We start from the raw sequence: 13,310 nt of genomic DNA on the forward strand, positions 1-13,310 counted from the left end.
CTTGGAATGCAAGAAGTTGATCACTACCATTACAGGCGAAAGGGGCACCCTTAACTTATGCCTGCGCATTCAACTAAGACGGCATTGCCGCGATTTCTATGCTCAACATTGATCTGGGGTTTGACGTGCCTGTTTGCACACCCAAGCTCGGCGCTTGACCTCGATCTGCCAGAAGCCGCGATTCAAACCGCGCTGCGTGAAGAGGTGGCAACATTGCAGCCACTCCCGTCTGGTGTTTTCACTGGATCTGAAACGCCTTTTCTATCTGCCGAGGGTCGCGTGACCCATTCGGCCTATCGGATTGCGTCCACCAGCCTCACCCCGTTCCAAATGATCGCCCCACTGCAAGAGCAACTGACTGCGGCTGGGTATCGGACCTTGTTTGCTTGCGCGGACACGGTATGTGGCGGCTTTGATTTTCGCTATCTTTTAGACCTCTTGCCCGAACCCCACATGCATGTCGATCTTGGGAATTTTCAGTATATTTTGACCCAAGACAGCGACAAAAACGCGGTGGCTATCATCACCAGTCGCGCGCGCACGGCTGGCTTCATCCATCTCACACAAATCAAGTCTGACGGAGCAACGGCCACCATCACCACGTCAACCACGACGCCTGACACCCCAGAAGTCATCGACACAACCGTGACCACTTCGATCACCAGCAACTTGGCGCAAACTTTGACAGCTCGTGGCTCGGTTGCGCTTGATGATCTTGCATTCGAAACCGGATCATCCGCATTGGGCGCCGGCCCTTTCGCATCGCTGGCATCCCTCGCGCAATTTTTGACGCAAAACGCAAATGCGCGGATCATTCTGGTTGGTCACACTGACGCCGAAGGCAGCCTTGAGGGCAACATATCCCTATCGAAAAAGCGGGCAACTTCGGTCCGTGATCGGTTGGTCGACACCTATGGTGTCAATGCGGAACAGGTATCGGCGCAAGGGGTTGGATATCTATCCCCGCGCGCCAGCAACGCCACAGAATCAGGGCGCGAAACCAATCGGCGCGTCGAAGCCGTTTTGGCAACGGCCCCCTAACGCCCATCATTACGTCAAAGCGTTGCCGCCAAGCGTGCACCTTGATCAATGGCGCGCTTGGCATCAAGTTCAGCGGCAACATCAGCGCCACCAATCACGTGCACTGCACGCCCCGCACTTTGCAATGCGTCAGCCAAAGATCGGTTGGGCAACTGCCCAGCGCACATCACAATCGTGTCTGCGTTGATGAACTGGCGCTCGCCAGCCTTGGTGATCCACAATCCGTCAGCCGTGATCTCATCGTAGCTGACACCCCCCATCATTTTGACGCCCTTCATCTGCAGCGTCATGCGGTGGATCCAGCCCGTTGTTTTACCCAAGCCTTTGCCGGGCTTTTCCGCTTTGCGCTGCAACATAACGACATTGCGTTGTGGCATGTCTGGCTTGGGGCCCTTTGGGGACAATCCGCCTCGATCGATATCCGGATCAGTGACGCCCCATTCCATCTTCCAGTCTGCAACATCCAATGTCGGGCTTTCATCCGTGGTCAAAAACTCGGACACGTCAAAGCCGATGCCGCCAGCGCCAATCACCACGACATTCTTGCCAACGGTGGCCGTGCCGCGCAGCACCTCCAAATATGAGACAACGTTGGCATGCGTGTTTTGCCCAGAAATTTGCGGGTCCCGCGGAGTAATTCCCGTTGCAATGACGACCTCGTCAAACGCTGCCAAATTCTGCGCCGTGGCTTCCGTGTTGAGCTGCACCTCGATGCCTGAACGGTCGACCATCGTGGTGAACCAATCGACCAAGCCATGAAATTCTTCTTTTCCCGGAACCTGCCGCGCCAAATTGAGCTGCCCGCCCAAAGCGTCGGCCTTATCAAACAACGTCACATCGTGCCCACGCTGGCGCGCAACCATGGCGACCATAAGCCCAGCGGGTCCAGCCCCGACAACGGCGACGGTTTTGACATTGGGCGCAGCCTCATAGGTCAATTCGACCTCATGACACGCCCGTGGGTTCACCAAACAGGACGTAAGCTTTCCGCCGAATGTGTGGTCCAAACAAGCCTGATTGCACGCAATACAAGGCGCAATTTCATCCGCTTTGCCTGCAATGGCTTTGGCGACAAAATCAGGATCCGCCAAGAACGGACGCGCCATCGACACCATATCGGCACATCCCTCGGCCAACACAGCCTCTGCCACATCTGGCATGTTGATCCGGTTCGAGGTGATCACAGGAACCGAAACTTCGCCCATGATCTTTTTGGTCACCCAAGAAAACGCGCGGCGCGGCACGGACGTTGCGATGGTTGGCACTCGCGCTTCGTGCCAGCCGATACCGGTGTTGATAATCGTCGCGCCTGCGGCCTCGATCTTTTTGGCCAACAGAACAACTTCGTCCCATGTTGATCCGTTTGGAATAAGGTCGATCATCGACAAGCGATAGATCAGGATAAATTCAGGGCCGACAGCGGCGCGCACACGCTTGACGACCTCAACGGCAAAACGCATGCGATTTTCATAAGATCCGCCCCAGCGATCTTCACGGTGATTGGTATGAGCGACAAGGAACTGATTGATCAGATACCCTTCGGAGCCCATGATTTCGACACCGTCATAACCGGCTTTTTGCGCATTCACAGCCGCCGTGGCGAAATCGGCGATTTGTTTTTCTATACCACCTTCATCAAGCTCGACGGGCTTAAAAGGAGAAATCGGCGATTTGATGGCCGAAGGGGCCACGCATTGCGGGCTGTAGGCGTAGCGGCCCGCATGCAGAATTTGCATCGCAATTTTGCCGTTTGCGGCATGAACACGGTCCGTGACGATCCGGTGATTTGCGATGTCTTGATCGGAAAACAGGCCTGCAGCACCGGGGAAAACGCCCCCTTCAGAATTCGGGGACATTCCGCCAGTCACGATCAACCCGACACCGCCTTCAGCACGCGCGCCGTAGAAAGCAGCGACAGCATTCCAGTCTTTTTGCTCTTCAAGGCCCGTGTGCATCGACCCCATCAACGTGCGGTTTCGCAGTGTGGTAAAGCCCAGATCAAGTGGGGCCAATAAATGTGGGTAATGTGTCATGCGTCGCGTCTCCCTTGTTGCAAAGATGACCAGCCTTAGAACGGCATGTCACGCGCGACGCCGCGTCATGGTAGGAGTTAAACACAGGGCAGGCACCAGTGATTCACAACCAACCTTCGGTGCAGACAGGTCTAGCGGTCTGCAACCTCGCCACAATGACGTCGAAAGGAACGCTTCAGCAAATCAAGCTCAGCGCGCAAAAGGTCCACCTCAGCACGGATATCGTCCGCCAATGCTTCCCCTGCAATCACTGAAAAATGGCCCAGTTTTTCACCGGTATCCACGTTAGACAGAACAAAAGCCTGCACACCATCATTCAAAAGCTTCGCCGGAACGGGAAAGCTGACATGCCACGTCGTCGAGTCATCGGATTTTTGCGTCAACTCGAGTCCGCCCACGGCTTGGCCATGTAGGGTCACAGATAGTATTGGCGGGGTATCGATGCTTTCAGGGGCCAAAAGTTCGCCCTGCCACACACCAGCATGCAATCGCGTTTTAACGAGTTTGATGTCGCTCATGTTCGTTCCTTACAGGTTTGCGCGCGGACGGCGAGAAAAGGTGAGATCGCGTAATACAATACGGTTCATTTCTGGGTCGCCAAAGATAAAGTCGATCCATACTTTCTCAACGCGTTTTTCGTTCAAATTGGTGTAAGCGAGGTCGAATTCAGCTGACATGCCAGCATCATCCAGAGGCAATTCACGCAAAATTTGTTCCACATTGGGACCATGTTTCACATTGAGACGCGCCGTGATTTTGACGGGCTTCTCGACATCGACGCTGCAATCAATGCGAAAGATGAAGTCTTTGCTCAGGCCCGCGCGGACGGTGTCCGGCATGTCCAAAGCCAATGACAAGAAATTCCCATCAAAACGAAAGATTTCTAGGCTCAAGCCAAACGGCGCAAGATCTTCTGACGAGGTGTTTCGAACTTGCTTATAGCTTAGCTCTGAAACGCGACAATCATGAAACAAAACTGCGCCCGAGCCGATCTGCGTTTTGTTCGCGACCGATGCCCCTCCTTGAGGTGTAATCGGACCTCGCCAGATTTCAGGACGGTTTGACCAATCGGTGTGGTGCGGCACTTGCATGGCGTTCGAGCCAACTGCAGGAAGCACCAAACGCGCATCTGCCTCGAACAGAAACTTGTTCAACTGCATTTTCAAAGCGCGGGCGTGTGAGCGTTCTTCACGTAACTCAAAGATGCTAAGGTCTTGAACATTGTCACCAAGTTGACCCCATTGCCCCAAGGACAAGGTGTTCAAATAGCGTTTCAAAAGTTTGCTAATGCGCGAACCCATAATGTTTTTACATGCCTCAGTTTTACTGCGCCCTGCGTGTTGCAATGCGCTGTCGCTTACGATCTTGGATTGCCCAGTCTCATGCGCGGCTTGTTTACTTTCACACCAAATTGCCAAGAAAAGATGACGACACCTTAATCACTGACTTCTAATCTTCTATGCCACTTCGTGACAGAAATTTAAAGCTAGCTGTCTGAATTGTCAGCCTTAAGTTGACGCGCAAGTTCAATAACCAGTGCATCCGCATTGTTTCGAGCGGCATGCGTCGCGATCAACGGAATCCCCGTCAGCGAAACCAATCGCCCCTTTGCAATGACAATCACCCTTGATTCGTCTTGCGCCAACCCTTTGTGAAGCGTTGGAGATGTGTCACTGGCTCGCAGCACCAAGATATCGCCGCTTAACACGCTTGCATTTGCAGACACTTGGCTCGGATCCCCACTGCGTGACAAAACGGCTCGGCCTTCAGTTGTTTCGAAAAATTGTGCCAATGTTTGAGATTGCAAACGGGCTGCATCCCCAAGAGGCGTAGAGACTGAGGCCGTCAACATGACCAGCTTCAATGATGCGCCTCGGGCAGCTGTTCCGTGTAACGCAGCACAATCTGCCATCATTACAAACCCAACCCTTTGCGTATCTTTGACCGAATTCTGGTCTACGCAAAAGCCGTCTGGCGCTGTCACAATAAGGTCTGATGAAGCGAGGCGCACAGAGGTTTGACCTGCGACATGATCAGAGTTGGTCACGCCTGCTGCGGGCAGTGCGAGCTGGCACCCAGCCAAGCCCAAGCACGCTAACATTGCAACGCCAACAGTTTTAAACTTCATGCCGAACACCTTCGCTCACTATCGCCCGCCAAATACATAGCGCATCTATGCGGCACAAGGGTTGCCTAGTATGCCCAAAAGCGATTTCTTGCGCATAAAGCCCCGTGGCTGATATCACCGAAATCAAAATTCTGGGGAAAATAATGAACTACAGTGCATATGCGGGAATGCTGGCGTCAGCCCAAAGAAAGCCAGCCTTTTGGCGTATAGCTGTGGTGTTGCTGGCGTCTTTTGCTGTCACCGTCATTTTGATGCCCACGAGCATCGGATTAATCGCATTGCTTGCCCCTGAACTGTCTGCAATCGACGCAGCAAACACGGGCACCGAAATCGGTGCCACGCAAGGCGGCCTCTTTGTGGTATTGGCCAGCTTCGCCTTTATGATCGTCTCCACAGTGCTCTTGTCCAAAAAGATGGCGCACCGGCGCCTGAGTGACCTCACAGGGCCTTCAAATCTTTTGCGCGCGCAGTTTTGGGGCGTGCTGAAGTGGATTCTGGTCCTCTCGGCTGTGATTGTGTTGATTCCGATGCCTGACGCAGCGGGAACCCTTACTCGGCAACTGTCTTTGGGCGCTTGGCTCGCATGGATGCCACTCGCCATCATTTGCGTCGCAGTGCAAGTCACGGCAGAAGAACTGCTGTTTCGCGGCTATTTGCAGACGCAAGTCATTGGCGCAACGCGCTCTTACGCGCTCGGCATGATCATTCCCGCTTTGTTGTTTGGCCTCGGCCACATGTCCCCGGAGCTTGATGGCTACGCGGCCCTGTTACCGATTCTGTGGGCCACGCTGTTTGGTCTTGTCGTGGGGGACCTCACCGCACGCAGCGGCTCGCTCGGCCCCGCCATTGCCTTGCATCTTGCCAATAACTTATTGGCAATGTTGTTTATGCCTGTGGCGGGTCAACTGTCAGGATTTGGCCTATGGACCAGAGATATGGATCTGACAGAAGCCTATTCAAACCCGTATTTGATCGCAATCGAGGTCTTATTTTTGCTTTTAACGTGGCTAACTGCGCGCATTGCCCTCAAGCGTTGATTGCAATTCCTCTCATTGCGTCTTATTTGAATCTTAACGCAGACTTCGGCCAAAGGCTCACGCATGAACTGGATTTCCAACTACGTCCGCCCGAAAATCAATTCGTTGTTTTCGCGCCAAGATACACCTGACAACCTTTGGACGAAGTGCAAAGAGTGTGGAAGCATGCTGTTTCACCGCGAATTGGCTGACAATTTGAACGTCTGCACCAACTGTGATCACCACATGCACATCACACCACGTGCACGCTTTGGCGCATTGTTTGATGGTGGGATCTTTACAGAAGTTGAAGTCCCAGCTGTCGTCGAAGATCCTTTGAAATTCCGCGACCAGAAAAAGTACCCTGATCGCATGAAAGCCGCGCAAAAAGCGACTGGTGAAAAAGACGCCATGCTTGTTGCAGAAGGCGAAATGGGCCGCACGCCTATCGTTGCAGCAGCGCAAGACTTTTCCTTCATGGGTGGGTCCATGGGCATGTACGTCGGCAACGCGTTTATCGCAGGTGTCGAACGCGCGATTGAGTTGAAACGCCCCTTCGTAATGTTCTCGGCAGCTGGTGGCGCACGCATGCAAGAGGGTATTTTGTCCCTCATGCAAATGCCGCGCACGACCGTTGCGATTGAGATGCTCAAAGAAGCCAACCTGCCTTACATCGTTGTGCTCACGCACCCGACAACTGGCGGTGTAACAGCGTCTTACGCGATGCTCGGCGACGTTCAAATCGCTGAACCAAACGCGTTGATCTGTTTTGCTGGGCCACGTGTGATCGAACAAACCATCCGTGAAAAACTACCTGAAGGTTTCCAGCGTGCTGAATACCTTTTGGATCACGGCATGCTCGACCGCGTCACGCACCGTTCCAAAATGAAAGATGAATTGGTCACGATTTTGCGCATGCTTGGCGGCCTGCCACCTGCAGTTGTCGCAGATCTTCCGGCACCAACCGAGGCAATCGAACTCCCAGCGCCAGAAGCGGCTGAGGCCGAAGCGCCCGCCAAAAAATCTGGCAAAAAAGCCAAATAAAAGTATCGGCGAAGCCCCAATGGCGTGCTTCGCCGCCAGCACTTCCACCTAATGGGTTCATCGCATCAACAGTGCGGCGAACCCACTCTCACAATTCCCACATCGAAATCACAGGTCCTCGCATGCGTTCCGATATCATCCTTGATCGCCTGATGTCTTTGCACCCCAAAGTGATTGACCTTGTGCTTGATCGCGTGTGGCGACTGCTGGACGCACTCGACAATCCGCAAGACAAGCTGCCGCCTGTCATCCATATCGCAGGCACCAATGGCAAAGGGTCCACCCAAGCCATGATCCGCGCGGGACTTGAGAGTGCTGGGAATACCGTTCACGCCTATACATCCCCGCATTTGGCGCGATTTCACGAACGTATCCGTCTTGCAGGCGAATTGATCTCAGAAGAGATGTTGCAAGAGATTTTGGAAGAATGTGAACGCGCGAACAATGGCGAGAACATCACCTATTTCGAAATCACAACGGTCGCAGGCTTGCTCGCCTTTTCGCGCACTCCTGCTGATTACACCTTGCTGGAAGTTGGCCTCGGCGGCACCCTCGACGCCACAAACGTCGTGGCCAAACCTGCCTTGACCGTCATCACGCCCATTTCCATCGACCACACCCAATTCCTTGGGGATACGATCGAACAAATCGCAGCCGAGAAAGCCGGTATCATCAAGCGCGGCGTGCCTTGCGTGGTGGGCCCGCAAACCGATGCGGCGCTTGAAGTGATCGAAGCACGCGCAGCCCGCCTTGGTGCACCGCTGTTGGTCTATGGTCAGCATTGGCACGTCGGCGAAGAACATGGTCGCCTTATTTATCAAGACGAAACTGGTTTGCGCGACTTGCCCTTGCCTGCGCTCATCGGCAAACACCAAGTGCAAAACGCGGGCATCGCCCTTGCTGCCTTGCGTCATCTAGAGATGCCAGATGTGGCGTTGGAAGCAGCTGTGACCAAAGCCGAATGGCCCGCGCGCATGCAGCGCCTGAAAAAGGGACCGCTGATCGATGCCGCCCCGCAGGGTGAAATCTGGCTTGATGGTGGACACAACCCAGCCGCAGGATTGGCACTGGCCGAAGCCATGGATCGCCTGCCCAAGCGGCCCACATATTTGATCTGCGGCATGCTGAACACCAAGGACATCACCGGCTATCTTACACCACTCGCGCGCCACTCAGAAACTCTGTTCGCCGTCTCGATTCCGGGTGAAACGGCAACGCTTACGTCGGCGGAAACGGCCAGCTTCGCGAAAGACGCAGGCATGACTGCCATTGAAAGTGAAAGTGTTCAGGACGCCCTTGAAACCATTGTGGCCCGCGATCCGCAGGCACGGGTTTTGATCTGCGGATCATTGTACCTTGCGGGTACAATCTTGCGCGAAAACAGCTGACCTAGTCAGCGCCTTCTGTGGCCCAGTCTTTGTCCTGCATTTCACGCAAGCGCGACGCCGTACGTTCAAATTCAAAGACACCTGCCCCTTCAATATAAAGGCTCTCAGGCTCGTCAACGGCACTGGCCACAACGCGCACTTTGGCCTCATAAAGCGCATCGATAAGCGTCACAAATCGTTTGGCTTCATTAAAGTTACCGCGGCCCAGCCGTGGAATGTCTTCGATAATCAACAGCTTCACTGCATCAGCGATGGCCAAGTAATCACCGGGACCAAACATTTGACCGCACAGATCCCAAAAGGTCGCGCGAGCAATGCCGTTGTGAAACTTGGGCAGATTTACATCACGCCCTTTCACCTTGATGGTCAAACCATCCGACACACCCCCTGTAAGGTCTGTCCAAATATCGTTGATAGTCGTTCGTGTGTCATCATTGATCGGGCTAAAGTACACGGGTGTTCCCGTCAGACGTCCTTGGCGATAATCGACAGGCGAGTGCAAATGGTGCACCTCAAGCTTGTCTTTGATGATCTCGATAAAGGGCAAAAACAACTGCCGATTAAGACCGTTCTTGTACAAATCATCGGGCACGCGATTGGACGTCGTCACCACAGTCACGCCGCGTTCAAACAGCCCCTCGAACAAGCGTCCGACAATCATCGCATCCGCAATATCCGTGATTTGCATCTCATCGAAACACAGCAACCGCACGTCTTCGGCGACCTTATCAACCACAGGCACAATCGTGTCCGCGATACCCTTTTTACGCGCCTCGAAAATCTGCGCTTGTACCTCTTGCATAAAGGCATGGAAGTGGACGCGGCGCGATGGCACCGGCGAATGCTCGTGGAACAAATCCATCAACATCGACTTGCCACGACCAACACCGCCCCAAATGTACAAACCTTTGGGCGTTTGCGGCTTCTTGCGCCCGCCAATCAATGACAGCAAACCGCGTTTGCCGACAGATGCGGTCGCCAAATCCTGTTGCAAACGATCAAACAGCGGCAACACTGCTTCTTGAGCGGGATCAGCGCGCAACGAGCCATCGGCGACGCGGGCTTTGTAAACTTGTGTCAAACTAACCATGACATACCCATACTGCCCGAAGTTCCATAAGAAAAGATGATGTGCGCCATGCCAATCAATTGTTTGACGCCACGCGCAACAAAGTCGATAGATTGTGCACAAAGGAGTTCCCCATGACCGACACGCGCGCACCGCTGATCACCCCCGTTCTTGTCGCGGGCTGTGCAGTCATTTTGGTCAGCTTCGCCATTCGCGCGTCCTTTGGGGTGTTCCAAATTCCAATTGCGACAGAATTCAATTGGCCGCGCGCAGAGTTTTCGATGGCGATTGCTATTCAAAACCTGTTTTGGGGCATTGGGCAGCCGCTGTTCGGCGCCTTGGCCGAACGCGTCGGCGACCGCAAAGCCATCATATTGGGGGCACTTTTATACGCAGCGGGTCTGGTTTTGTCGTCTTTCGCGGTCACGCCCGAAGCGCATCAATTCTATGAAACGCTCATCGGTTTTGGCATTGCTGGCACGGGGTTCGGCGTGATTTTGGCCGTGGTGGGGCGTGCCTCATCGACAGAAAATCGCTCCATGTCCTTGGCCATTGCAACTGCAGCAGGCTCCGCAGGTCAGGTCTTTGGTGCGCCTGTTGCTGAATGGCTGCTTGGCTTTATGAGCTGGCAAGAGGTCTTCTTGCTCTTCGCGGCCGCCGTGCTCACGTCCCTTTTGGCGCTCCCGTGGATGCGCTCACCGCAAATGGCGACCAAGACCGAGCTGGAAGAAAGCCTAGGACAAATTTTGACAAAGGCTTTCAAGGACCCAAGCTTTACACTTATTTTCCTTGGCTTCTTTTCTTGCGGGTATCAACTGGCCTTTTTCACGGCGCATTTTCCTGCGCTGGTTACCGAAATGTGCGGCGCGATTGATCCTCGCGGATTGCTGGCGGGGCTTGGCATCACCTCAACCTCTGCGCTTGGCGCTATCTCGATTTCCGTGATCGGCGCGGCCAACATTGGCGGCACGTTGCTCGCGGGTTACTTGGGGAACAGACTGCCAAAGAAATACCTACTTACAAGCATATACGCGCTGCGCGCCGTCGCTTCGATCGCCTTTATTCTGTCCCCGATCACACCTGCATCTGTGTTGCTGTTCTCGCTGGTCATGGGCGCATTGTGGCTGGCAACGGTGCCCCTCACATCCGGTCTCATCGCGCATATTTACGGGCTGCGTTACATGGGCACACTGTATGGAATCGTTTTTTTCTCGCACCAACTTGGCGCATTCTTAGGGGTGTGGCTCGGCGGGCGTCTTTACGACATTTACGGCGATTACACGGCTGTTTGGTGGGTCGGCGTTGGCGTGGGCATTTTCTCTGCCGTGGTCCATTTGCCAATCAAAGAAGTGCCATTGGGCCAACGCGTCGCCAAGGTGTTTTCTTAACCTGCCGCCTCTGCATCCGTCAGCAAGCCTTCAAAGACCAAGCGCTGCGCCCATCCTGATGGCCCATTAAACAGATGGGTTTTCCAGCCACGGCGCATCGCCGCGTTGATGTTTTCCTGACGGTCATCGGCGAACAAAAACTGCGCGCCAGTCGCTTGCTCGCCGGCCTCAAGCATCTCGTAAATCAAGCTATGTGGCTTCACACAGCCCATACGCCCTGACACATAAGTTTTATCAAACTCGGTCAGAAACGGATATTTTGTTTCAGCAAACTCGAAGCTTTCAATGCCAAAATTTGTCAAAGCCACAACCCGAACGCCCTTAGCCCGCAAGGCACGCATCAAAGCCACAGAGTGCGGAATCGCTGGGGTCGCCATATTGATCCAATCGAAATACCACATGAGAATTTCGTCTTTGAATTCAGGATAATCTTCAGTGGCTTGTTCAATCGTTGCACGAAATGGTGCGCCACAATCGACCTTGTCATTGATGCCATGCAAATCGACCGCCGCGAACATTTCTTTGCGTCGATCTTTACCTATGACACTGTCGTAATGTCGCTCTGGCTGCCATTCGATCAACACATTTCCAATGTCAAAAACAACAATATCAACAGTCATGCTAAATCCCTTTTTGCAGCCTGCACGGCGCGCTCTAATGCGTCCAAAAATCTTGATCTATCTGCTTTAGAAAATGGTTTGCCGCCGCCTTGACGAAACGGATCAGAGGCACGCAAATCCGCCATCAAATCCCGCGTCGCCAGCACGTTGCCAATATTGGCAGTCGTCAGCGGTTCGCCGTTGTGCTTGATCACCCGCGCACCAGATTCCACCACTTTGGCCGCAAGCGGGATATCGCCCGTCACCACAACATCGCCAACGCCAGCACGATCCGCGATCCACATGTCGGCCACATCGGGGCCATCTGGAACAAAAATCATTTCAACATAAGGGTTTGGCGATGGGCGCAGTCCGCCATTGCACACAAAAAGACACGAAATTTTGTGTCGCGTCGCCACCTTTTCGGCCTCGTCCTTGACGGGGCAAGCATCTGCATCAATATAGATCTTTGGTAACTTTGGCGCAGCTGGTTCTGGGGTGTCCGTCACAGGGGTCTCCTTTGCAACAAGTTTACCCGCCCCCGATCAAAGCACCAGCGGCAAAAACCAGTCCGCCCCCCAAAACAACCTGAAAAACGGCCCGCATGATTGGCGTTTCCATGTATTTGTTTTGAATCCAAGCGATCGCCCAAAGTTCGACAAATACAATCAAGATCGCCGTGATCGTTGCCGTCCAGAAATCAGGAATCAGATAGGGCAGAGTATGCCCCAATCCGCCAATTGTGGTCATGACCCCAGCGGCAATGCCACGTTTGATTGGCGATCCCCGTCCTGACAGCTGACCATCATCAGACGCAGCTTCCGTGAACCCCATCGAAATGCCCGCGCCAACAGACGCAGCCAAACCAACAAGAAAGGTCGTATGCGTGTTTTGAGTGGCAAAGGCCGTCGCAAAAATCGGGGCAAGGGTCGAAACAGACCCGTCCATCAGACCCGCAAGACCCGGTTGCACCCATGTCAAAATGAATTTGCGATGCGCATCGCTGTCTTCATTGGAGCGCGCACTCTCGTTCAGATGCGTGTCTTCCATGGCGCCGGCTTTTTGATCATGCGTCGCCTCTGCCGCAGCCAATTTCCCAAGCAAATCGCGCGTCGCGGCATCGGTCGTCTGCGCCGCCGCCTTAAGATAAAAAGCTTCTGCTGCTTGCTCCATGCCGCGCGCTTCGGATCTGATACGATCCAAAGACAAGTTTTCGATAAGCCACACAGGCTTGCGCGCATAGTATCCTGAAACATGTTCACGGCGGATCATCGGAATCGTGTCGCCGAACCGCTTTTGGTGCAGAGCGATTAATACTGACCTATGCTCGTCTTCCTCTGCCGCCATATCATCAAAAAGCGCCGCACTATCAGGGAACTCGTCGCGCAATTTCTGCGCATAGGTCCGGTAGATGCGGGCGTCATCTTCTTCCGACGAGATCGCCAATGCGATGACGTCCTGCTCCGAGAGATCAGAAAACCGTTTTCTCTGTGCAAATCCTGGAATCATCGGCCTACTCCTTTGGAAAATTCGATGGTGAATCTCTTCCAAAGGATGTCCAAATCAGACCTCGATAGCAAGCCGCACGGTGTCGCATGCCGTGC

13 protein-coding genes are annotated in these 13,310 nt (G+C 53.9%); 5 read left to right on the top strand and 8 right to left on the bottom strand.

Going from position 1 to position 13,310, the window contains the following annotated elements:
- The first annotated feature begins 57 nt into the window (after positions 1-57).
- Complete coding sequence (locus ABF287_RS15350; protein ID WP_347185873.1) at positions 58-1,041, top strand: OmpA family protein; 984 nt, start codon at positions 58-60, stop codon at positions 1,039-1,041.
- Positions 1,042-1,055: 14 nt separating this feature from the next.
- On the opposite strand, the gene ABF287_RS15355 is transcribed toward ABF287_RS15350, so the two are convergent.
- The 4 genes from ABF287_RS15355 to ABF287_RS15370 form a co-directional block, all read right to left on the bottom strand.
- Entirely contained in the window at positions 1,056-3,074 is a 2,019-nt protein-coding gene (locus ABF287_RS15355) for an NADPH-dependent 2,4-dienoyl-CoA reductase (RefSeq protein ID WP_347185874.1), read from the bottom strand.
- Between the two features lie 131 nt (positions 3,075-3,205).
- On the bottom strand, positions 3,206-3,592 hold the full coding sequence (locus tag ABF287_RS15360) for a hypothetical protein (protein WP_347185875.1): 387 nt from the start codon (positions 3,590-3,592) through the stop codon (positions 3,206-3,208).
- A 9-nt stretch (positions 3,593-3,601) separates the two neighbouring features.
- Positions 3,602-4,375, bottom strand: a complete 774-nt coding sequence (locus tag ABF287_RS15365; RefSeq protein ID WP_347185876.1) for a DUF6478 family protein — start codon at positions 4,373-4,375, stop codon at positions 3,602-3,604.
- A 185-nt stretch (positions 4,376-4,560) separates the two neighbouring features.
- Positions 4,561-5,202, bottom strand: coding sequence for a hypothetical protein (locus ABF287_RS15370; protein WP_347185877.1), 642 nt, complete (start codon positions 5,200-5,202; stop codon positions 4,561-4,563).
- 143 nt (positions 5,203-5,345) lie between these two features.
- Between ABF287_RS15370 and ABF287_RS15375 the strand changes: the two genes are divergently transcribed.
- From ABF287_RS15375 to ABF287_RS15385, 3 genes are all read left to right on the top strand, one after another.
- Positions 5,346-6,239 (top strand): CPBP family intramembrane glutamic endopeptidase, encoded by an 894-nt coding sequence (locus ABF287_RS15375; protein WP_347185878.1) that lies wholly within the window; start codon positions 5,346-5,348, stop codon positions 6,237-6,239.
- A 63-nt stretch (positions 6,240-6,302) separates the two neighbouring features.
- Positions 6,303-7,262: an acetyl-CoA carboxylase, carboxyltransferase subunit beta gene (gene accD / locus ABF287_RS15380; protein WP_347185879.1), complete on the top strand. Its 960-nt coding sequence runs from the start codon at positions 6,303-6,305 to the stop codon at positions 7,260-7,262.
- Between the two features lie 122 nt (positions 7,263-7,384).
- The gene (locus ABF287_RS15385) at positions 7,385-8,650 is read left to right on the top strand and encodes a folylpolyglutamate synthase/dihydrofolate synthase family protein (RefSeq protein ID WP_347185880.1); all 1,266 of its coding nucleotides are present in this window, start codon (positions 7,385-7,387) and stop codon (positions 8,648-8,650) included.
- Between the two features lies 1 nt (position 8,651).
- Here ABF287_RS15385 and zapE read toward each other — a convergent pair whose 3' ends face one another.
- Positions 8,652-9,740, bottom strand: coding sequence for a cell division protein ZapE (gene zapE / locus ABF287_RS15390; RefSeq protein WP_347185881.1), 1,089 nt, complete (start codon positions 9,738-9,740; stop codon positions 8,652-8,654).
- Between the two features lie 113 nt (positions 9,741-9,853).
- Here zapE and ABF287_RS15395 point away from each other — a divergent pair, with 113 nt between their 5' ends.
- Complete coding sequence (locus ABF287_RS15395) at positions 9,854-11,107, top strand: MFS transporter (RefSeq protein WP_347185882.1); 1,254 nt, start codon at positions 9,854-9,856, stop codon at positions 11,105-11,107.
- Here ABF287_RS15395 and ABF287_RS15400 read toward each other — a convergent pair.
- From ABF287_RS15400 to mbfA, 3 genes are read right to left on the bottom strand one after another with little or no spacing between them, the layout of a single operon-like run.
- Positions 11,104-11,727 (bottom strand): HAD family phosphatase, encoded by a 624-nt coding sequence (locus ABF287_RS15400; protein WP_347185883.1) that lies wholly within the window; start codon positions 11,725-11,727, stop codon positions 11,104-11,106. The genes ABF287_RS15395 and ABF287_RS15400 overlap by 4 nt on opposite strands.
- The gene (locus ABF287_RS15405; protein WP_347185884.1) at positions 11,724-12,215 is read right to left on the bottom strand and encodes a YaiI/YqxD family protein; all 492 of its coding nucleotides are present in this window, start codon (positions 12,213-12,215) and stop codon (positions 11,724-11,726) included. The genes ABF287_RS15400 and ABF287_RS15405 overlap by 4 nt, the downstream gene beginning before the upstream one ends.
- A 22-nt stretch (positions 12,216-12,237) precedes the next feature.
- A complete protein-coding gene (gene mbfA, locus ABF287_RS15410; protein WP_347185885.1) occupies positions 12,238-13,215 on the bottom strand; it encodes an iron exporter MbfA in 978 nt (325 codons plus the stop codon).
- Positions 13,216-13,310: the final 95 nt, after the last annotated feature.

This window comes from Pacificibacter sp. (genome assembly GCF_039769035.1).
Taxonomy (GTDB): Bacteria; Pseudomonadota; Alphaproteobacteria; order Rhodobacterales; family Rhodobacteraceae; genus Celeribacter.